19 protein-coding genes are annotated in these 19,201 nt (G+C 59.8%); 15 read left to right on the plus strand and 4 right to left on the minus strand.

What is annotated here, in order from left to right; all coding sequences use genetic code 11:
• Positions 1 to 13 precede the first annotated feature (13 nt).
• From QQJ98_RS09400 to QQJ98_RS09425, 6 genes are all read left to right on the plus strand, one after another.
• On the plus strand, positions 14 to 727 hold the full coding sequence (locus QQJ98_RS09400) for a molecular chaperone DjiA (protein WP_284325078.1): 714 nt from the start codon (positions 14 to 16) through the stop codon (positions 725 to 727).
• Positions 724 to 1,761 carry an endonuclease/exonuclease/phosphatase family protein gene (locus QQJ98_RS09405; protein ID WP_284325079.1) on the plus strand — a complete coding sequence of 346 codons (1,038 nt, stop codon included), beginning with the start codon at positions 724 to 726 and terminating at the stop codon, positions 1,759 to 1,761. The genes QQJ98_RS09400 and QQJ98_RS09405 overlap by 4 nt, the downstream gene beginning before the upstream one ends.
• Before the next feature lie 35 nt (positions 1,762 to 1,796).
• The gene (locus QQJ98_RS09410) at positions 1,797 to 2,132 is read left to right on the plus strand and encodes an AAA+ family ATPase (RefSeq protein ID WP_284325080.1); all 336 of its coding nucleotides are present in this window, start codon (positions 1,797 to 1,799) and stop codon (positions 2,130 to 2,132) included.
• Between the two features lie 87 nt (positions 2,133 to 2,219).
• Positions 2,220 to 3,509 carry a lipoprotein-releasing ABC transporter permease subunit gene (locus QQJ98_RS09415; RefSeq protein WP_284325575.1) on the plus strand — a complete coding sequence of 430 codons (1,290 nt, stop codon included), beginning with the start codon at positions 2,220 to 2,222 and terminating at the stop codon, positions 3,507 to 3,509.
• Complete coding sequence (locus QQJ98_RS09420; protein ID WP_284325081.1) at positions 3,502 to 4,185, plus strand: ABC transporter ATP-binding protein; 684 nt, start codon at positions 3,502 to 3,504, stop codon at positions 4,183 to 4,185. Before QQJ98_RS09415 ends, QQJ98_RS09420 begins: the two co-directional genes overlap by 8 nt.
• 63 nt (positions 4,186 to 4,248) lie before the next feature.
• On the plus strand, positions 4,249 to 4,662 hold the full coding sequence (locus QQJ98_RS09425; protein WP_284325082.1) for a c-type cytochrome: 414 nt from the start codon (positions 4,249 to 4,251) through the stop codon (positions 4,660 to 4,662).
• 108 nt (positions 4,663 to 4,770) lie between these two features.
• Here the strand turns inward: QQJ98_RS09425 and QQJ98_RS09430 are convergent, their stop codons facing one another.
• Together QQJ98_RS09430 and QQJ98_RS09435 are read right to left on the minus strand one after the other, a co-directional pair.
• Entirely contained in the window at positions 4,771 to 6,006 is a 1,236-nt protein-coding gene (locus QQJ98_RS09430) for an aminopeptidase (protein WP_284325083.1), read from the minus strand.
• Between the two features lie 52 nt (positions 6,007 to 6,058).
• Positions 6,059 to 7,321 carry a D-amino acid dehydrogenase gene (locus QQJ98_RS09435; protein ID WP_284325084.1) on the minus strand — a complete coding sequence of 421 codons (1,263 nt, stop codon included), beginning with the start codon at positions 7,319 to 7,321 and terminating at the stop codon, positions 6,059 to 6,061.
• Positions 7,322 to 7,808: 487 nt separating this feature from the next.
• Here QQJ98_RS09435 and QQJ98_RS09440 point away from each other — a divergent pair, with 487 nt between their 5' ends.
• The 4 genes from QQJ98_RS09440 to QQJ98_RS09455 all read left to right on the plus strand — a co-directional run bounded on the left by QQJ98_RS09440 (position 7,809) and on the right by QQJ98_RS09455 (position 11,945).
• The gene (locus tag QQJ98_RS09440) at positions 7,809 to 8,933 is read left to right on the plus strand and encodes an extracellular solute-binding protein (protein WP_284325085.1); all 1,125 of its coding nucleotides are present in this window, start codon (positions 7,809 to 7,811) and stop codon (positions 8,931 to 8,933) included.
• Between the two features lie 126 nt (positions 8,934 to 9,059).
• The gene (locus QQJ98_RS09445) at positions 9,060 to 10,142 is read left to right on the plus strand and encodes an ABC transporter ATP-binding protein (RefSeq protein WP_284325086.1); all 1,083 of its coding nucleotides are present in this window, start codon (positions 9,060 to 9,062) and stop codon (positions 10,140 to 10,142) included.
• Positions 10,142 to 11,065, plus strand: coding sequence for an ABC transporter permease (locus QQJ98_RS09450; protein WP_284325087.1), 924 nt, complete (start codon positions 10,142 to 10,144; stop codon positions 11,063 to 11,065). Before QQJ98_RS09445 ends, QQJ98_RS09450 begins: the two co-directional genes overlap by 1 nt.
• A gap of 10 nt (positions 11,066 to 11,075) precedes the next feature.
• A complete protein-coding gene (locus tag QQJ98_RS09455) occupies positions 11,076 to 11,945 on the plus strand; it encodes an ABC transporter permease (RefSeq protein WP_284325088.1) in 870 nt (289 codons plus the stop codon).
• Between the two features lie 236 nt (positions 11,946 to 12,181).
• On the opposite strand, the gene QQJ98_RS09460 is transcribed toward QQJ98_RS09455, so the two are convergent.
• Positions 12,182 to 13,402 (minus strand): acyl-CoA dehydrogenase, encoded by a 1,221-nt coding sequence (locus QQJ98_RS09460; RefSeq protein ID WP_284325089.1) that lies wholly within the window; start codon positions 13,400 to 13,402, stop codon positions 12,182 to 12,184.
• Between the two features lie 77 nt (positions 13,403 to 13,479).
• Here QQJ98_RS09460 and QQJ98_RS09465 point away from each other — a divergent pair, with 77 nt between their 5' ends.
• Positions 13,480 to 14,379 carry a LysR family transcriptional regulator gene (locus QQJ98_RS09465; protein ID WP_284325090.1) on the plus strand — a complete coding sequence of 300 codons (900 nt, stop codon included), beginning with the start codon at positions 13,480 to 13,482 and terminating at the stop codon, positions 14,377 to 14,379.
• Positions 14,380 to 14,510: 131 nt separating this feature from the next.
• Positions 14,511 to 15,896: an NAD(P)/FAD-dependent oxidoreductase gene (locus QQJ98_RS09470; protein ID WP_284325091.1), complete on the plus strand. Its 1,386-nt coding sequence runs from the start codon at positions 14,511 to 14,513 to the stop codon at positions 15,894 to 15,896.
• Positions 15,897 to 15,918: 22 nt separating this feature from the next.
• Here the strand turns inward: QQJ98_RS09470 and yghX are convergent, their stop codons facing one another.
• Complete coding sequence (yghX, locus tag QQJ98_RS09475; RefSeq protein WP_284325092.1) at positions 15,919 to 16,806, minus strand: YghX family hydrolase; 888 nt, start codon at positions 16,804 to 16,806, stop codon at positions 15,919 to 15,921.
• 220 nt (positions 16,807 to 17,026) lie between these two features.
• Here yghX and QQJ98_RS09480 point away from each other — a divergent pair, with 220 nt between their 5' ends.
• The 3 genes from QQJ98_RS09480 to ribD all read left to right on the plus strand — a co-directional run bounded on the left by QQJ98_RS09480 (position 17,027) and on the right by ribD (position 19,171).
• Positions 17,027 to 17,473: a thiol-disulfide oxidoreductase DCC family protein gene (locus tag QQJ98_RS09480; protein WP_284325093.1), complete on the plus strand. Its 447-nt coding sequence runs from the start codon at positions 17,027 to 17,029 to the stop codon at positions 17,471 to 17,473.
• 148 nt (positions 17,474 to 17,621) lie between these two features.
• Positions 17,622 to 18,089 (plus strand): transcriptional regulator NrdR, encoded by a 468-nt coding sequence (gene nrdR / locus QQJ98_RS09485; RefSeq protein ID WP_284325094.1) that lies wholly within the window; start codon positions 17,622 to 17,624, stop codon positions 18,087 to 18,089.
• Positions 18,090 to 18,103: 14 nt separating this feature from the next.
• Positions 18,104 to 19,171 carry a bifunctional diaminohydroxyphosphoribosylaminopyrimidine deaminase/5-amino-6-(5-phosphoribosylamino)uracil reductase RibD gene (gene ribD / locus QQJ98_RS09490; RefSeq protein ID WP_284325576.1) on the plus strand — a complete coding sequence of 356 codons (1,068 nt, stop codon included), beginning with the start codon at positions 18,104 to 18,106 and terminating at the stop codon, positions 19,169 to 19,171.
• Positions 19,172 to 19,201: the final 30 nt, after the last annotated feature.

The following is a 19,201-nucleotide window of genomic DNA, read 5'->3' on the forward strand; positions in this document are numbered from 1 at the left end:
TTAGACTGAGCCCATGTCGATCTGGAACCGCATCATCGAAGCTATTGCCGCCTTGGCTTCGGGTGAGGGGCTGGGGGCTGTTTTCGACCGCCTGCGCGGCGGGGCGGTGCCGGAACGCTCGGTTGGGTTTACCATTGCGGTGATCGCTTTGGGGGCCAAGATGGCCAAGGCGGATGGCGAGGTGACGCGGGACGAGGTGGCGACGTTCCGGCGCATCTTCTCGATCTCAAAATCCGAAGAAGCCAATGCTGCACATGTGTACAACTTGGCGCGACAGGATGTGGCGGGCTTTGACACTTACGCCCGTAAGATCGCGGTTTTGTTCAACAAACCTGGATTGCCGCTTTGTGCGGATGATCGCAATGTGCTGATTGATATTCTTGAGGGCCTGTTTCAGATCGCAATGTCGGACGGCCATTATCATCCGGCAGAGGATCAGTTTCTGCGCGAAGTGGCGCAGATTTTCGGGCTGGATGACCGCTGTTTCCGCGTGCTGCGTGGGCGTTTTGTCGACGGTGCGCCGCGCGATCCCTATGATGTTCTTGGCATCTCGCAGCAGGCCAGCCTTGCCGATGCGCGCCTCGCCTGGCGCGCGGCGGTGAAGGACAGCCACCCCGATGTGATGATGGCGCGCGGCGTTCCGGCCGAGGCTGTGCAGCTGGCAACCCGACGTCTGATCGCGATCAACGCCGCTTGGGACGAGATTCAGGCCAAGGTCGCGGCATGACCGAACGGCTGCGCTTGGCCAGCTATAACGTCGAATGGTTCAACGCGCTGTTTGATGATCAGGGCCGCGTGTTGGACGATACCGAAGCCTCGGCGCGGTTTCAGATCAATCGCGGCGCGCAATTGGCAGCTTTGGGGTCCGTTTTCACCGCGCTGAACGCCGATGCGGTGATGATCATTGAGGCGCCAGATACCAACTCTCGCCGTTCCACCGTGACAGCGCTTGAGAATTTTGCCCGCCGCTATCACTTGCGCACGCGGCGGGCGGTGATCGGCTATATCTCTGACACAGAACAGGAAATCGCGTTTCTCTATGACCCGGATCGGTTGGACGTGCGCCACGATCCGCAAGGAGATCCCGCCCCCAGCCACGGTGCGCCGGGTGCGCCGCGCTTTGACAGCCAGCTGCGGCTGGACATCAACGGCGATGGCATCGACGATCTTGTGCGGTTTTCAAAACCGCCGTTAGAGCTGGCGGTGCGGACCAAGGCCGGACGGCATCTGCGGTTGATCGGCGTGCATGCCAAGTCGAAAGCCCCGCATGGGGCCGCCGATGATGCCGCCTTTAAACGCATCTCGATTGAGAACCGCCGCAAGCAGTTGGCCGAATGTCTGTGGCTGCGCGCCCGCGTGGATCGGGTGCTGGCGGCGGGCGAAAGTCTGATCGTGCTGGGCGATTTCAACGATGGTCCGGGTCTGGACGAGTTTGAAAAGCTGTTTGGCCATTCTGGCATCGAGGTTGTGCTGGGGCAGGGCGGCCAGACCCGTTTGTTTGATCCGCATGCCCAGATGGCGCTGACCGAAAACAACGCGCTCGCCCCCAGCTCGGCGCGGTTCTGGCTGCCGCCGCAACAGCGGTTTTTTGAGGCTTTGCTGGATTTCATCATGGTCTCGGCCGATCTCGCGGCGACCAAACCCGCGTGGCGGATCTGGCACCCGTTCAACGACCCCGGCGTTTTGGCGGAGCCGGGGCTGGCGGATGCGCTGCTTTCCGCCTCGGACCACTTTCCAGTGACGATTGATCTGGCTTTGTGATTGGAAATTCAGCGGTTTTGCCGCATATTGGTGGGATGAAACACGCAGCTCTGACCCTGCTTTTGCTTGCCGCGCCCGCCATGGCGCAGACCGCGCCGCCATCGGATGCGGATAAGGGCCTAAGCCTGATGCAGCAAGGCGCAGAGCTGCTGTTCAACCACATGATGGGGCAGGTGGAACCTAGCCTTCAAGATATGGCACAGGCGCTGAAAGACGCGCAGCCGAAGATTATGGAAATTCTGGCGATGGTGGATGATCTGACCAATTACCACGCGCCGGAAAAGCTGCCCAATGGCGACATCATCCTGCGCCGCAAAACCCCGGCAGAGTTGAAACCGGACGCCTTGCCGGGGCCTGAGACAGAGCTTTAGGCCAAAGCGCCCGTCCCGCCTCTCACACAAGCGTTGCTTGACCCTGCCGGCTGGACGTTGCACTTTGCTGCAAAAAGAAAGAGCAGCATCTTGGCCTCCACCCGCCCGTTTTCGCGCTTTGAATTCATGATCGCCTGGCGCTATCTGCGCGCCAAACGTGCCGAAGGGGGCGTGTCGGTGATGACATGGATCAGCCTGATCGGCATCACTTTGGCGGTGTTTGCGCTGATCGTGACGCTGGCGGTGCGATCAGGCTTTCGCACCGAACTGGTCTCGACCTTCCTTGGATCGAACGCGCATGTCACGGTCTATTCGGCGGGGCATCTCGACGCGTCGGGCCAGATGGTCAAGGGATTTGCCGATTACGACGCGGTGGCGGCCAAACTGGCGGCGATCCCCGGCGTGATTGAGGCCGCACCGCAAATCAAAGGTCAGGTGATGGTGACGGCCATCGGCGATGGATCAAGCGGGTCAGAGGTGTTCGGGCTGCGCTTGGCAGATCTGCGCCGGATCCCGCGCATTGGCGACGGTGCCGATGCCTATGGAAACCTTGATGATTTCGACAGCGGCATTGCGATTGGCTCGGGCCTTGCGCGGACGTTGGGCGTGACGGTGGGCGATAAAGTGCGGGTGATTTCACCCTCGGGGGTCAAAAGCCCGATGGGGTTCAGCCCCCGGATCAACGCCTATAGCGTGGTTTATATCTTCACTTCGGGCAATTACCTGATCGACCAAAGCCGGATGTATATGCCCTTTGCCGAGGCGCAAAGCTATTTCAACCGTGAGAATTTGGTCGATGAATTCGCTGTGATGGTCAAAGACCCCGAAGCAATCGACGCCTACCGCGATCAAGTCATGGCGGCGGCGGGGCAGGATGCGCTGCTGTGGACATGGATGGATAGCGCCGGAAGCTATCTTAACGCGTTGAAAATAGAAGACAATGTGATGTTCCTGATCATGTCGATTCTGGTGCTGATCTCAACCCTGAACATCATTTCCGGGCTGATCATGCTGGTGAAAAACAAGGGCCGCGACATCGGGATTTTGCGCACCATGGGGCTGACCGAAGGCGCGATCCTGCGGATTTTCTTCATCTGCGGCGCGTTCACCGGGGTGGTTGGCACGCTGCTGGGGGTGGTGATCGGGTGTCTGTTTGCCACTTATATTGATGACGTGGTGGCGTTGATCAATTTGGTGACGGGCGGCGATGTCTGGGATCCGTCCATTCGCGGCATCTACGCTTTGCCTGCCGAGCTGAAGCTGCGTGATGTGGCTTCGGCGATGGCTTTGTCTTTGGGGCTGTCTTTCATCGTTACGATTTTCCCGGCACGCCGCGCGGCCCGGATGAACCCAGTAGAGGCGTTGCGCTATGAGTGATTTTGCGCTGGAACTCGCAGGGCTTGAAAAGGGCTACAACCGGGGCAAGCCGTCCGAAGTCATCGTGCTGCATGGGGCAACGCTAGAGGTCAAGCGTGGCGAAGTGGTGGCTTTGGTGGCCCCCTCGGGGGCTGGCAAATCGACGTTGCTGCATATTGCCGGGCTTTTGGACACACCAGATGAAGGCTCGGTTGCCTTGGGTGGCCGCAATATGGTGGGGTTGGGTGACCGCGCCCGCACGGAAGCCCGTCGCAATGACGTGGGCTTCATCTATCAGTTTCATCACCTGTTGCCGGAATTTACAGCGCTTGAAAACGTGGTGATCCCGCAGCTGGCCAATGGCGTGGCCAAAGCAGAGGCCGAGGCCCGCGCGCGTGAATTGCTGGCCCATGTCGGCGTGCTGCCCCGCGCCGACCACCGCCCCGCAGCACTTTCGGGTGGCGAGCAACAGCGCGTCGCCTTCTGCCGTGCGCTTGCGAATAAGCCAAAACTGTTGCTGGCCGATGAACCCACCGGCAACCTTGACCCGACCACCTCGGATCAGGTTTTCGCGGCGCTGATGTCTTTGGTGCGCGAAACCGGGCTTTCGGCGCTGATCGCCACGCATAATCTGGAACTGGCGGCGCGGATGGACCGTGTGGTGCGGCTGGACAAGGGCCGCGTTGTAACGTCCTGATCTAGATCAAGGTTGACGCTGTGCATCTGTGCAATAAAGCGTCCCACTGATCAGGAGATCGCCATGCGCATTGCGCCAACTGCCGCCGCCATCGGGCTTTCTGCGTTGCTGTTTGCCTGCGTCGAATATGGCAAGCCAAGCGAGAAAACCAGCGGCGCAGAAGACTACAATTCCTATTGCGCGGCCTGTCACGGCCCTACCGGCAAGGGCGATGGTGAGGCCGCAACCGGGCTTGGCAAAAAGCCCGCGGATCTGAGCACACTCGCCGCCCGCAACAAGGGCGCGTTTCCGACCACCAAAGTGATGGCGCAGATTTGGGGCTATGCGGGCAAGAAGGGCAAAGGTGTGATGCCCGATTTCGCACCGCTGTTGGCAGGCGAAACCATGCCCTATGACGGCGGCGACGGTATTGCCACGCCGACGCCGATCCGACTGGTGGAACTCGCGGAATATCTGAAGACGCTACAGGTCAAGTAGCGCTATTGATCCGGTTGATTTGACGAAAATCGTCATCCTCTGCACGCAAGTGACCCGCCGGCGTCCGGGGGGTGCGATCCCCCGGCGACTGGCCTCAACCGCCCCGCCTCAAGCCCATTCGCCGCGCCGGAACACCGGCTCGGCACTGCCATCGGCCCCAATGCCGTCAATATCGACCAGACCCGAGCCGATCATCCAGTCGACATGGATCATGCTTGCATTGCCGCCCTGCGCTGCGATCTGCGCAGGTGTCAAATCCGCGCCGCCCAAGAAACATTTCGCATAGCATTGGCCCAAAGCGATGTGGCAGGCGGCGTTTTCGTCAAACAACGTGTTGTAAAACAACAGCCCCGATTGCGAGATCGGCGAGCCATGCGGCACCAACGCCACTTCGCCCAACCGACGCGCGCCCTCATCTGAATCGATCAGCTTTTGCAGCACAGCCTCGCCTTTGGTGGCCTTGGCCTCGACAATCCGGCCCGCCTCAAACCGCACCTGAATCCCATCAATCAACGTGCCCTGATGCGCCAAGGGTTTGGTGGCGCTGACAAATCCTTCCACCCGCAAGGCGTGCGGCGTGGTGAAGACTTCTTCTGTCGGGATATTGGCGTTGCAGGTGACGCCATTCTTCGCGGTTGATGCGCCGCCTTGCCATTCATGGCCATCGGCCAGCCCCACCGTCAAATCTGTCCCCGGCCCGGTGAAATGCAAGGCTGCAAACCGCTTGCCGTTCAGCCACTGCGTTCGGGCGCGCAGGGCCGCATTATGCGCCGCCCAAGCCGCAACAGGGTCGGCCTGATCGACGCGCGAGGCGGCAAAGATCGCCTCGGCCAGCTGATGCACCGCCGCATCCGCGTCCAAATCCGGGAAAATCTGCTGTGCCCAAGCCTCGCCGGGGTAAGAACAAATCGACCAGTTGATGTCGAACCCGGCGATCTTCGCCAGTGCGGGTTGATAGGCCAAGGAATTGGCCTTGCCAGCCCGCGCCACCTTGCCGGGGTCTTGCGATGCCAAAAGCATCGGGTTGTCGCCCACAATCGCCATCCGCGCGGCACCGTTGGCAAAAGCCTCGGCCATGCCGTTGTAAAGCCAGTTCGGGGCGGTATCAAAGCTGGCATCCTGCCCATGCTGATAGCGCGCCAAGGCAATCGCCTCATCCGCGAAAATCGGCGTCACCACGCCCGCACCCGCCCGATAGGCCGCCGCCGCAATCAGCCGCACCAAGGGCAGCGCCGTCATCGGTGCTGTCAGGATCAAATCCTGCCCGGGCTGCAACCCCACCCCGACATTGACAGCCACCTCGGCGAGTTTTGCCAGTTTCACCGGATCAATCGGGCTGCTCATCTTTATGTTCCTTCGCCTGCTTGGCCAGACCATAGCGGCCAGCAGGGCAGGGTCAACCTAAGCGCTGGTAGCGCGCATAGCCCAAATCGCCGGTCTCAATCTCGGCAGCGCGCCCCGAGATCAGATCGGCCAGCACCCGCCCTGAACCCGCCGCCATCGTCCAGCCCAATGTGCCATGCCCGGTGTTCAGATACAGGTTGGAAATTGGCGAGCGGCCCAGCACCGGCGTGCCATCCGGCGTCATCGGGCGCAAACCGCACCAGAAGGTCGCGCGGCTTTGATCGCCCGCACCGCCGAACAGATCTTCCACCGAATGGACCAAAGTATCGCGGCGCTTTTGGTGGAGCGTCATGTCAAACCCGGCAATCTCGGCCATGCCACCCACCCGAATCCGATCCCCCAACCGCGTGATCGCGATTTTGTAGGTCTCATCCATCACGGTTGATTCGGGCGCACGCTGCGCATCGACGATGGGCACTGTGATCGAATAGCCCTTCACCGGGTAGATCGGCAGTTTGATCCCCAAAGGCCGCGCCAGCAGCGGCGAGAACGACCCCAAAGCCAGCACATAGGCATCCGCCACAAACCGCCCGGCCGAGGTTTGCACGCCAGAAATCTTGCCGCCCTCAGCCTCCAGCCGTTCAATCTTGACGCCATAGCGAAAGGTGACCCCCGCCGCGATTGCCATATCTTGCAGGCTGTTGGTGAATTTGAAGCAATCGCCGGTCTCATCGCCGGGCAGCAGCAAGCCCCCCTTGATCGCATCGCGGCGATGGGCAAGACCCGGCTCGGCTTTGATGCAGCCATCGGCGTCCAGCACCTCAAACGGCACACCGTCGGCCTTCAACACCTTGATATCCTTATAGGCTCCGTCGACCTGCTTTTGCGTGCGGAACAATTGCAGCGTGCCCTGCATCCGCTCGTCATAGGTGATTCCGGTGTCGGCGCGCAGGGCCATCAGGCAATCGCGGCTGTATTCGGCCAGACGCACCATGCGGCTTTTGTTCACCGTATAGGCGGCGCTGGTGCAATTCATCAGCATCCGCATCACCCACGAGACCTTGGCCAAATCGGGTGCAGGTTGAATGATCAACGGCGCGTGCCGCATGAACAGCCATTTCATTGCCTTGGCGGGAATACCGGGGGCGGCCCAAGGGCTGGCATAGCCGGGGCTGATTTCGCCCGCATTGCCGAACGAGGTTTCCAGCGCCGGGCCGGATTGGCGGTCGATCACCGTCACCTCATGCCCGGCTTTCGCCAGATACCAAGCCGAGGTGACACCAATGACGCCCGCGCCGAGAATGACGATCTTCATATGCAACCCCTTCGTGTGCCGACCTTGGCTATTTGCCGCAGCATAGCGCAAAGCGATGAAAGGAGTTTGGAAAGGTGCCGCAACAATGCGCTGATATTCGAAGATTCTTCCAAGCTTGGATCAAAAGCTGAAATCTTGGGCGTATTAAGAACGCAAGTGCCGCATAAGACACCTTTCGGCAATCAGGGATCTCCGCCAGCGATGCGGGAAAATTCTTGCTGCACTGCAGCGCCAAGCAGCGCAGGCCCGCTGCCCGGATGCCTGATTTACACGCATTTGCCTAAGCCAACCGCAGGGCGCGCGGATTATTGATTGGTGGATCAACAACTCTTGTTGACACAATCCCCCTGCTGAGGAGTAGGCTTCGCGGATGGCTTTGGCGATGGGTGTCATAAAACTGTCATCATGCGTCAAGGTTACTCAAACAAGATGCGCAAAGCATCTGCTGCCATCCGCGAAAAAGCGGACCAACACCAGGGAGACTTTTGTGAAAAAAGACATCGCATTGAACCGCCGCAGCTTTCTAAAGTCGTCGGCCGTCGGCGTGGGCGCACTTGCGGCCCCCGCGATCATTTCCTCCAAGGCGCTCGCCTCGTCGGGCGAGCTGAACTTCACCGGCTGGGCTGGCTATGACAAGCTGTCCGCCGAAGTGATTCCCGCGTTCACCGCCGCGACCGGCATCAAGGTGAACTTCAAAGAACTTCCCGATCAGGACACCATGTTTGGTGAAGCCAAAGTCGCGCTGGAAGCCGGCGGCATGGATATGACCGAACCGACGATCGAGCGTGTCGGCGCGTGGAACTCCAACGGCCTGCTCGGCGCTTGGGATCCGGCGAAACTGGCGATGGACAACTATTTGCCCGGTCTGGCCGATGGCTCGGCAGGCGAGCGGTCGCGCATCGACGGCAACCTGATGTATGTGCCGTCGAACTGGGGCACAGAATCGCTGGTCTATAACAAAGAATCCGCAAAACTGGGCGAGCCTCCGTCCTTGGGCGCTTTGTTCGACCCGGCCAACCAGGTTGTTCTGCGTCCTCATTCGGCACTGGCAGCCATGGGCCGTTGGCTGGATGCGCAAGGCAAACTGCCGTTCCCATGGACCGATGGCTATTCCGACATGGGCAAGATGACCCAGTTGTGGGACATCGCTTTGGCCGAAGCCATCAAGGCCAAAGGCAACGTGGTGCAGTGGTGGTCGGGCGAAAACGAAGCCAATGCAGGCTTCACCGCCAACGGCGCAACCGTCGGCCTTTGCTGGGATTCGACCGGCTTTAACCTGCGCAACGATGGCTACGGCTATATGGCTCCGGTGGAAGGCGCGTTTGCGTGGCATCAGGGCTTCGTGCTGCTGAAAAACGCCGTCAACGTCGATCAGGCGCATGAATTCGCCAAATGGGTCTCGACCCCGGAAGGTGCGTCGATGTGGGCAACCGCCTTCTCGTCGAACCCGGTGGGCAAGGGCGCGTCCGAGCTGATGGATCCCGATGTTGCGACCTACTACAACGGCACCTTCAACGATGAAGCGCTGGCGAAACTGTGGTGGTGGCCGACGCAATCGGCAGAATTCCTGACCAAACGGGCGGAATATGCTGACAAGTTCAAGGCCGCGTAAGCGATCAGCCTGACACCGACGCCGGGTCCGAAGGGGCCCGGCGTTGATATTTTCTATGCTGCCCAATGGTCCCGCGATCAACCGCAGGGGCCTCATAACAAAAACATATCAGGGGAATGACGGTCCATGAGTGCTGGGATTGATCTTCAAAATGTAAGCTGCGATTTCGGCAATTTTCGCGCCGTCGATAACGCCACTGTGGCGATCAAACCCGGCGAGTTTTTCTCGTTTCTTGGGCCATCCGGTTGCGGCAAGACCACGATTTTGCGGATGATTTCCGGCTTTATCGAGCCGACCGCCGGCACGATCAAAATCGGCGACAAGGATATGAAGGGCCAACGCCCGAACCAGCGCCCCACCGCGCTGATTTTCCAGAACCTTGCGCTGTTCCCGCTGATGTCGATTTGGGAGAATATCTCGTTCGGCCTTGAAGTCCGCGGCGTTGACAAAGCCACCCGCCGCGCCAAAGCCCAAGCGCTGCTGGAAATGGTCGATCTGCCCGGTGCCGCCGATAAAATGGTCAGCCAGCTTTCGGGCGGCCAGAAACAGCGCGTCGCCATCGCCCGCGCTTTGGCGGTCGAACCTGCGGTGATGCTGCTGGATGAACCGCTCTCGGCGCTTGATCTGAAGCTGCGCCAACACATGCGGGCAGAGTTGCGCGCCATCCAGAAACGCACCGGTGTGACCTTTATCTACATCACCCACGATCAGGGCGAAGCGCTGGCGATGTCGGACCGCGTCGGCGTGATGAGCCAAGGCCGCATCCAGCAAGTCGCCAATCCGCGCGACATTTACAACAACCCGGTCAACGGCTTTGTGGCGTCTTTTGTGGGTGAAAACAACATCTTCACCGGCACCGTCACCAATCCCGCGGGTGGGATGGCAGGCTTTGACACTGCCTTTGGCATGTTCCGCGCCCGTCTGGGCGAGCAAGCCAAAAGCGGCAATATCAAGCTTTACGTCCGCCCCGAACACACCATCCTGTCCGAAACCGCAGCCGCCGAAAACGCAGTGCCGGTGACGGTATCGGAAGTCTCGTTTGAAGGTGCGTTCATCGCTGTGCACGGCAAAACTGCCAGCGGCCAAACCATCGTGGCCGAGGTGCGCAACGACGGCTCTGCCACCGTGCCAGAGATCGGCGCCGCCCGTTTCGCGCATTTCAACGCCGCACATGCCTCGATCCTGCCCGACACCACGGCGGTGGCATAATGGGTAATATGATCCGCCGCTACGGCACAAGTCTGACCCTGCTGATCTGCCTGCTCACCGCGTTCTGGCTGGTGATGCTGGTGATCGTGCCGAACATCACGCTTTTGGAAAGCTCGTTCCGCCCCTACCTGCCCGTCACTGAAATCGGCGGCCCGAAAGACGTCTACACCGCCGCCAACTACATGAAAGTGTTCAACGGCGCGATTGAGATTTCACCCTTTGGCTTCTCATTCCAAATACCAGTGCATGTGCTGACGTTTTCGCTGACCATTTTCTACTCGGTCATCGTCACGCTGATCTGCTTTGCCTTGGCCTATCCTTTGGCCTATTTCATGGCAAAAATCCTGCATCCGCGCTCACTTCCCACCATGTTCCTGCTGCTGTTCGTGCCGCTGTGGGTGTCCGAGGTGCTGCGCGCCTTTGCCTGGTGGATCATCCTTGCGCTGAAAGGTCCTCTGTCGTGGATCTTGATGCAACTGCACCTGATCGACCACGAGGTGCGTTGGATCGTCGGCTATAACGGTGTGATGATCGGGCTGGTTTACACCTATGTTCTGTTCATGATCTTCCCGGTGTTCAACGCGATTTCCTCATTGGATTCCAACCAGATAGAGGCTGCCGAAGACCTCGGCGCGCCGTGGTGGCGCATCCATTGGCGCATCGTGCTGCCCCATGCCAAGCCGGGTATCGCCTCTGGGGCGGTCATGGTTTTCATGCTGTCGGCAGGCTCGCTTCTGGTTCCGTCGATCCTTGGATCGACCACATCCCAATGGTTCACCCAGACGGTGCAGCAATGGATGCTGGATGCGCTGGATTGGAACACCGCCGCCGCCTACGCCTTCATTCTGCTGCTGATGTGCACTTTGTTCGTCAGCCTTGTGATGCGGGTCTTCCGCGTCAAACTTTCTGACATCGCGAATTAAGGGGGACGCCATGCACGCCATTCGCCAAACCCTTGCCCGCGTCTATGCCGGGGCCTTCATTTTCTACATGCTGATCCCGCTGGTCATCATGTCGGCCGCCGCGTTCAACGACAACAAAACCCCCTCCATCGTGCCGTGGAAGGGCTTCACATGGAAATGGTTCTCGGCACTTTGGGCCGATGACCGGATGTGGCATGCCTTTCAGAACACCATCTTTGTCGCCATCGCCGTCAGTTTGATTTCGGTGATCATCGGCACCGCAGCGGCCATCCTGATCAACTCGGTGTCCGGCAATCTGCGCGCGGTGCTGTACAGCACGATGATCTCGACCATCCTGATCCCCGGCGCGGTGATCGGGATTTCCACCATGATCATGTGGACCAAGATGGGCAACGCCTTGGATACCGAGTTTATTCTGTTCAAACCCGGCCTGCATTTGTCGGTGCTAGGGCAGGTCAGCTATATCGCGTCCATCGTGATGTTGCTGGTGCTGGCCCGCCTGCAAAGCTTTGATCAGGGGCTGGAAGAGGCTGCGTTGGATCTGGGCGCGACCCATGCCCAAGTGATGAAGCGTATCCTGCTGCCGCATCTTTATCCGGCGATCGGGGCAGGGGCGGCGGTGGCGTTCTTTCAGTCGATTGAGAACTTCAACGTCACGCAATTCACCCGTGGCGGGGCCGATACGCTGACGGTCTATGTGTTTTCAAAGGTCCGCTCTGGCATCACGCCGACGATCAACGCTTTGGCTTTGCTGCTGATCGGTGTGACCCTGTTGCTGGCCGTGCTTTACGAGATCAAACGCCGTCGCAGCGCGAATATCGAAGCCGCACGCGAGGCTGAAGCCCGCCGCGCCGCAGCTTTGGAAGAGGCGATCATCTGACAGCAAAAGGCCCGGAGCAATCCGGGCCTTTTGTCACCAACCGATTCGCAAACATGGTTAGGACGGTGAAAGCCGGCCGTTACTCTGGCCGTTTTCCGTATCAAATATGGCCGCTTTCTGGGTCGTAAATCTTTTGGTAAGCCAAGAGATTAACGCAGCGATCCCAATACTTTAGCTCATCGAACAAGGCTTCAGATCGGGATGGTGTAGGGTGCGTGCTTGCACGCACCTTCCACTCAAAAGAACGCCTGCAACCCGGTGACTGCCCGCCCCAAAATCAGCGCATGCACATCATGCGTGCCCTCATAGGTGTTGACCGTCTCAAGGTTCACCATGTGGCGCATGATCTGATAATCCTCTTGGATACCGTTGCCGCCATGCATATCCCGCGCCCAACGTGCCGCATCCAAAGCCTTGCCGCAGTTGTTGCGCTTGACGATCGAGATCATTTCAGGCGCGGCATTGGCCTCATCCAGCAACCGCCCAACCCGCAACGACGCCTGCATCCCCAGCGAAATCTCGGTCAGCATATTCGCCAGCTTCAGCTGATAAAGCTGAGTCTGCGCCAGCGGCTTGCCGAACTGCTTGCGATCCAAGCCATATTGACGCGCAGCCCCCATGCAGAACTCGGCAGCCCCCAGCACACCCCAGGAAATGCCATAACGCGCCCGGTTCAAGCAGCCAAACGGCCCTTTCAGCCCCTCGACATGCGGCAGCAAAGCGTCCTCGCCGACTTCCACATCCTTCAAAACGATCTCGCCAGTGATCGAGGCCCGCAACGACAGCTTGCCGCCGATCTTCGGCGCAGTCAGCCCTTTGGTGCCCTTATCCAGCACAAAACCCTTGATTTTGCCGCCATGTGCCTCGGATTTCGCCCAAACCACGAAAACATCGGCAATCGGCGCATTGGAAATCCACATCTTCGCGCCGTTCAAAACGTAACCATTGGCAGTTTTCTTCGCCACGGTTTTCATCCCGGCAGGATCGCTGCCCGCATCCGGCTCGGTCAAACCAAAGCAGCCAATCCATTCACCCGAAGACAGCTTTGGCAGATATTTCATCCGCTGCGCCTCGGTGCCGTAGGCATAAATCGGATACATCACCAATGACGATTGCACCGACATCATCGACCGATAGCCGCTGTCGACGCGCTCGACTTCCCGCGCGATCAAACCGTAAGCCACGTAAGACGCGCCCAAACCGCCGTATTGCTCGGGCACAGTGACGCCCAACAGCCCCATCTCGCCCATCTCGCGGAAGATCTCCGGGTCAGTCGACTCGTCGCGGTACGCCGCAATCACCCGAGGTTGCAGCTTTTCCTGCGCATAGGCCCGCGCCCCGTCGCGCAGCATCCGCTCTTCCTCGGTCAACTGATCTTCCATGCGGAACGGGTCTTGCCAATCAAACCGCCCCAAATCGGGTGCATCTTTGGCTTTCAACTTCGGCTTATCGGTCATGGCGCAATCTCCTATGGCTTTGCCGATTATATTGCATAGGCCGCGCAAAAAGCCTAACGAGGTTCTGGCAACACAGCATGAGCAAACCTCATATGATCTCGCGCCGCTACCTGCCGTCATTGCCATCCCTGCTGGCCCTGGAAGCCGTAGAGCGCCTAGGCTCCGCCTCCGCCGCGGCTGAAGAGCTGAACCTGACCCAAGGCGCTATTTCAAAGCAACTTCAAGTGCTTGAAGGCCAACTGGGTCTGCCCATGCTGATCCGCGACAAACAGCGTCTGCGCTTGACCCCGGCAGCCCAAGATTACTGCCGTGAAATCCGCCGTGCATTACAATCGCTCTCGCAAGCCAGCTTGACCCTGCGCGCCAATCCCAACGGCGGTGCGCTCAATCTCGCCATCCTGCCCGCCTTCGGCATGCACTGGCTTGCCCCGCGGCTTGCCCGGTTCGCGGCCCAACATCCCGAGGTGACGATCAACCTGTCCACCCGCCTGCAACCGTTTGAATTCACCAACAGCCATTTCGATGCCGCCATCCACTACGGCCGCCAAGACTGGCCCGGCGTCGATTACCTGCCGCTGATGGAAGAAGAGTTGCTCGCGGTCTGTAGCCCCGGTTTGCTGAAGTCACCGCTTGCGGCGGCGCATGACATTCTCTCATACCCGCTGTTGCAACTTGAAAGCCGAACGGGCGATTGGGGCCGCTGGCTTGCCCATCACGATCACCCCAACCAACGCCCGCCTGCCATGCTGTTCGACCAATTTGCCACCATGACCCAAGCCGCGATCCACGGTCTTGGCCTTGCCCTGCTGCCGCTGTTTCTGATCGAACGCGAACTGCAGGAAAATCGCCTGATCCCCGCCTTCGGCCAACCCCTGAAATCCTTGGGCAGCTATTATCTGGTCTGGCCAAAAGACGCCCCGCCACGTGCGCCACTCACCTCGTTCCGCAACTGGCTTACCATCGAACAAAACGCCTGATATCTGGTTAACTGGTCGGCCTCTGCAAAAAAAAATATCCTCGGGATAGGGCCGCAGGCCGGGGGGCGAGCCGCCTCCTCTTGCGTTTGATCAAATCGCCCGCCATCTTGCGTAAAAAGAAAGGCCCGCCCATGCAACCCAACCACATCGGAGACGTGTCTTTCTGGTATGCTGACATTGGCCTGCCGCAAACCCGTCGCGCCAGCCTGACCCAGAACACCACAGCCGATGTCGCAATCATCGGCGCGGGTTTCACGGGCCTGTGGACCGCCTATTATCTGAAAAAGACAAATCCTGGCCTGAATGTGCTGGTGATTGAGAAAGAATTCGCAGGTTTTGGTGCATCGGGCCGAAATGGCGGCTGGTGCATGGGCACCTTTGCCTGGAACCATGAAGCCTATGCGAAGGCCACTTCGCGCGATGCGGTGCTGGAAATGGTGCGCGAGCTGGAAGCCACCGTGCCCGAAATCACCCGCATTTGCGCCGAAGAGGGCATTGATGCCGACATCATCCCCTCTGAAGAACTGATGATCGCCACCAACCCCGCGCAACTGACGCGGATGCACGAGGCGATTGCGCATCACAAACACTGGGGCAATGCCCACCGCGTCCGCGAACTGTCGCCAGCCGAGGTTAAGCAGCGCATCACCGCCCCGAATGTTTTGGGTGCGATGGTGGTCTCTGGTATGGCCCGCATCCAGCCAGCCAAACTGGTGCGCGGTCTGGCCGATGCTTGCGAGCGGATGGGCGTGCGCATAGCCGAGGCGACCGAGGTTCTCAGCTACGACCAAGGCGAAGTGATCACTGCCAAAGCCGTGGTCAAAGCCCCGATCATCCTGCGCTGCACCGAAGGCTTCACCGCGACGCTTCCGGGCCACAAACGCGAATGGTTGCCGCTGAACTCGGCGCAGATCGCGACCGTGCCGCTGCCGCCCGAGGTTTGGGAGAAAATCGGCTGGGACGGGCACGAGTTGATCGGCGACATGAACAATGCCTATTGCTACTGCCAGCGCACGTGCGAGGGCCGCATCACCGTGGGCGCGCGTGGGGTGCCATATAAGTATGCGTCACAAATGGATAAAAACGGCGAACCAGATGCGGAAACCATTCGCCGGCTGACCGAAGTGCTTCACACGCATTTCCCCGAAGCAGCCGCTTATCCCATCGACCATGCGTGGTGCGGTGTCATCGCCGTGCCGCGTGATTGGTGCGCGACCGTCGGGCTAGATCGCAAAACTGGCCTCGGCTGGGCCGGTGGCTATGTTGGCACGGGTGTTTCAACCGCCAATCTTGCGGGCCGCACCCTCGCTGACCTTGCGCTGAACCGCGACAGCAAAATCGCCAAATTTCCATGGGTCAACCGCCGCGTGCGCCAATGGGAGCCCGAACCCTTCCGCTGGTTTGGCGTGCATCTGATGTACAAATTGCTGCGCATCGCCGATCAGCGAGAGGCCAAACTTGGCATCCCGCCATCGAAATTTGCAGCCTTCGGCAATTGGTTAACCGGGCGTCATTAACACGCTGATACGTCAGATTGGCTCACGCCAGATTGGCGCGGAAGAACGCCAAAGTCCGATCCCAAGCCAACTCGGCTGCAGCCTCATCATAGCGCGGTGTCGAATCATTGTGAAAACCATGGTTGACGCCGTCATAGATGAACGCCTCATACTTGGTCCCCGCCGCCTTCAGCGCGGACTCATAGGCAGGCCAGCCTTCATTCACCCGTGTGTCCAGCGCCGCATAATGCAGCAATAACGGGCATTTGATCTTGGCCACATCCTCGGATTTCGGCTGCATCCCGTAGAACGGCACCGCCCCGCCCAGCTCTGGATAGGCCACCGCCGCCGCGTTCGACACCCCGCCGCCATAGCAAAACCCGGTGATGCCAACGCGCCCGGTAGAGCCCTCATGCGCCATCATCCACTCAATCGCGGCAAAGAAATCGTTCATCAGCTTGGCAGGATCAACCTTGGCCTGCAGCGCTTTGCCTTCCTCGTCATTACCCGGATAGCCGCCCTGACTGGTCAGCCCGTCCGGGGCCAAAGCCAGAAACCCGGCCTTTGCCAAACGCCGCGCCACATCCTCGATATAGGGGTTCAGCCCACGGTTTTCATGCACCACCACCACAGCGGGCAGCTTGGCCGCAGCCCCCGCAGGCTTGACCAGATAGCCGCGAACGTCGCCATTGCCATTGGGCGAGGGATAGGTGACGTAGTCGGCCAAAATCTCAGGATCATTAAAGCTGACCTGCTCGGCAAAGGCATAATTCGGCGACATCACCCCCATCAGCGCCGCCGCCGTCAGCCCGCCCACGGTAAACTTGGCAGCCCTGTCCAAAAACTCGCGCTTCGAGATCTGGCCATGCGCATAGAAATCATAAAGCTCCAGCAGTTGTGGGCTGAAATCCTTTGCCGTCATCCGGGTCATCGCGCTCTCCATCCTTGTGAAGGCTAAAAGCTAATTCAGAGTGAACGCACGCCAACTCACGCTTGCGTGACCGCAGCACAGATCAGCCATCTCTCGCCAATTTAGCTAAAATTTGCATCCTTTGTACGCAAATATCCCGGGGTAAGGGGCTCGCCCTCTCTGCGACATCTCACCCCCTCACCCCCTCGCCATCGCGCAAAATCTGCAGCAATCTGCCCGCATGCGCACCGCCGATCTGCCAAAATCCTTGAACGCGCGGCTGTCAGGCAAAAACCTGATCGTGTTCGACGGTGCTTGCGTGTTTTGTTCGGCCTTTTTCCGCTTCATGCAGCGCCACGATACCGCCGAAAAGTTCCACTACGCCACAGCCCAAAGCGCGCTGGGGCAAGCGCTTTATGCCGCCCTCGATCTGCCGCTGGTCGATTTTGAAACCAATCTGGTGATCACACAGGGCACAATTCACCAACGCCTTGATGCCTTTGCCGCCGCAATGGCCGAATTGCCGCTGCCGTTTAGCCTTGCCCGCCACATCCGCCTGCTGCCCAAACCGCTGAAGGATGCGATCTACAAACCCATCGCCCGCAACCGATACCGGATTTTCGGCCGCTATGATGCCTGCCTGATCCCCGATGCCGCGCTGAAATCCCGGTTTCTGGACCTGACCTGAGTCTTACCCGCCACAGTCCGCGCCCCATATGCAGTATCCCGCATCTGGCCCCTATGCGAAGGCTAGCGAATGGCGCTAGGCTCTGTGGATAACTCGGCAAGATAGCCGGGACAGAGGCAGTCACAAATAACAAGCAAGGAGGGAGCCTATGCGCTGCCCATTCTGCGGTAACGTCGATACGCAAGTCAAAGACTCACGCCCCGCCGAGGATCACGTCTCGATCCGGCGGCGTCGGTTCTGTCCGGCCTGCGGAGGTCGCTTTACCACCTATGAACGCGTCCAGCTGCGCGATCTTGTCGTGGTCAAAACCTCTGGCAAGCGCGAGGATTTCGATCGCACCAAACTGGAACGCTCGATCCGCATTGCCATGCAAAAACGCCCGATTGATCCTGAACGGATTGATCAGATGATCTCGGGAATCGTGCGCCGCTTGGAATCTTTGGGCGATACCGACATATCTTCCAAGGTGATCGGCGAGATCGTGATGGAATCGCTCGCCCGCATCGACACCGTGGCATATGTGCGGTTTGCCAGCGTTTACAAGAACTTCCAGGCCGCTGATGATTTCGACCGCTTCGTGTCCGAACTTCGCCCCGGCAGCCTGACCGAAGAGTGAGCGATACTGAACACATGGCCCATGCCCTGCGCATCGCTGCGCGGGGCTTGGGTCGCACTTGGCCCAATCCGGCGGTCGGCTGTGTGATCGTCAAGGCAGGCGTGATCGTCGGGCGCGGCTGGACGCAACCCGGCGGGCGTCCGCATGCCGAGGTGATGGCGCTGGCCCAAGCCGGGGCCAATGCGCAGGGCGCGACGGCCTATGTCACGCTGGAACCCTGCGCCCATCATGGCAAAACCGGTCCTTGTGCTTTGGCTTTGGTGGCGGCAGGCGTGGCCCGGGTGGTCTCGGCGCTGCAAGATCCGGACCCGCGCGTCAGCGGTCAGGGTCATGCGATCCTGCGCGGGGCGGGGGTCGAAGTCATTGAAAATGTTATGCACGCCGAAGCCATCCGCGCCAATGCGGGCTTTCTGAAGCGCGTGCGCGCAGGTCTGCCCTTTGTCACGCTGAAACTCGCCACCACGCTGGATGGCCGGATCGCCACCGCCAGCGGCGAATCGCGTTGGATCACCGGGGCCAGCGCACGCCGCGCCACCCATGCGATGCGGTTGAACCATGATGCGGTGATGATCGGCTCAGGCACCGCGCGCGCCGATGACCCCGATCTGACGGTGCGTGATCTGGGGGCGGGCCACCAACCGCTGCGCATCGTGATGGACACCCATCTCTCACACAACCCCGACAGCCGCTTGGGGCGCAGTGCCAAAACCCATCCGATATGGCTGATCCATGGCCCCGATGCCCCGGCGCAGGCCCGCGACGCATGGGCAGGGCAGGGCGCGATCCTTCTGGAATCGGCCTGCGAAAACAATCACCTAGATCCGCGCGCTGCGCTGCAGAGGCTTGCCGCGCAAGGCCTGACCCGGATTTTCTGCGAAGGTGGCGGCACTTTGGCGGCCAGCCTGATCCGCGCCAAACTGGTCGATGATCTGGCATTGTTCACAGCTGGCGCGCTGATCGGTGCTGACGGTCAGGCCAGTCTTGCCGCCCTGAACCTTGCCGCCCTGAAAGACGCCCCGCGCCTGACCCTGCGCGAGACCAAAATCTTTGGACCAGACGCCTACAGTCTTTGGTCTGTGTAAATTCACACTGGTCTCAATATCCCCGCCAGA

The sequence above is a fragment of the Cypionkella aquatica genome, assembly GCF_030161095.1.
Lineage (GTDB): Bacteria > Pseudomonadota > Alphaproteobacteria > Rhodobacterales > Rhodobacteraceae > Cypionkella > Cypionkella aquatica.

Coding starts and splice junctions, on each gene's coding strand:
- QQJ98_RS09420 (WP_284325081.1), top strand. CDS start 3,502: ATGAGTGATTTTGCGCTGGAACTCGCAGGGCTTGAAAAGGGCTACAAC.
- QQJ98_RS09430 (WP_284325083.1), bottom strand. CDS start 6,006: ATGAGCAGCCCGATTGATCCGGTGAAACTGGCAAAACTCGCCGAGGTG.
- QQJ98_RS09470 (WP_284325091.1), top strand. CDS start 14,511: ATGCAACCCAACCACATCGGAGACGTGTCTTTCTGGTATGCTGACATT.
- QQJ98_RS09435 (WP_284325084.1), bottom strand. CDS start 7,321: ATGAAGATCGTCATTCTCGGCGCGGGCGTCATTGGTGTCACCTCGGCT.
- QQJ98_RS09405 (WP_284325079.1), top strand. CDS start 724: ATGACCGAACGGCTGCGCTTGGCCAGCTATAACGTCGAATGGTTCAAC.
- yghX (WP_284325092.1), bottom strand. CDS start 16,806: ATGACCCGGATGACGGCAAAGGATTTCAGCCCACAACTGCTGGAGCTT.
- QQJ98_RS09480 (WP_284325093.1), top strand. CDS start 17,027: ATGCGCACCGCCGATCTGCCAAAATCCTTGAACGCGCGGCTGTCAGGC.
- ribD (WP_284325576.1), top strand. CDS start 18,104: ATGGCCCATGCCCTGCGCATCGCTGCGCGGGGCTTGGGTCGCACTTGG.
- QQJ98_RS09400 (WP_284325078.1), top strand. CDS start 14: ATGTCGATCTGGAACCGCATCATCGAAGCTATTGCCGCCTTGGCTTCG.
- QQJ98_RS09410 (WP_284325080.1), top strand. CDS start 1,797: ATGAAACACGCAGCTCTGACCCTGCTTTTGCTTGCCGCGCCCGCCATG.
- QQJ98_RS09425 (WP_284325082.1), top strand. CDS start 4,249: ATGCGCATTGCGCCAACTGCCGCCGCCATCGGGCTTTCTGCGTTGCTG.
- QQJ98_RS09450 (WP_284325087.1), top strand. CDS start 10,142: ATGGGTAATATGATCCGCCGCTACGGCACAAGTCTGACCCTGCTGATC.
- QQJ98_RS09455 (WP_284325088.1), top strand. CDS start 11,076: ATGCACGCCATTCGCCAAACCCTTGCCCGCGTCTATGCCGGGGCCTTC.
- QQJ98_RS09465 (WP_284325090.1), top strand. CDS start 13,480: ATGAGCAAACCTCATATGATCTCGCGCCGCTACCTGCCGTCATTGCCA.
- nrdR (WP_284325094.1), top strand. CDS start 17,622: ATGCGCTGCCCATTCTGCGGTAACGTCGATACGCAAGTCAAAGACTCA.
- QQJ98_RS09445 (WP_284325086.1), top strand. CDS start 9,060: ATGAGTGCTGGGATTGATCTTCAAAATGTAAGCTGCGATTTCGGCAAT.
- QQJ98_RS09460 (WP_284325089.1), bottom strand. CDS start 13,402: ATGACCGATAAGCCGAAGTTGAAAGCCAAAGATGCACCCGATTTGGGG.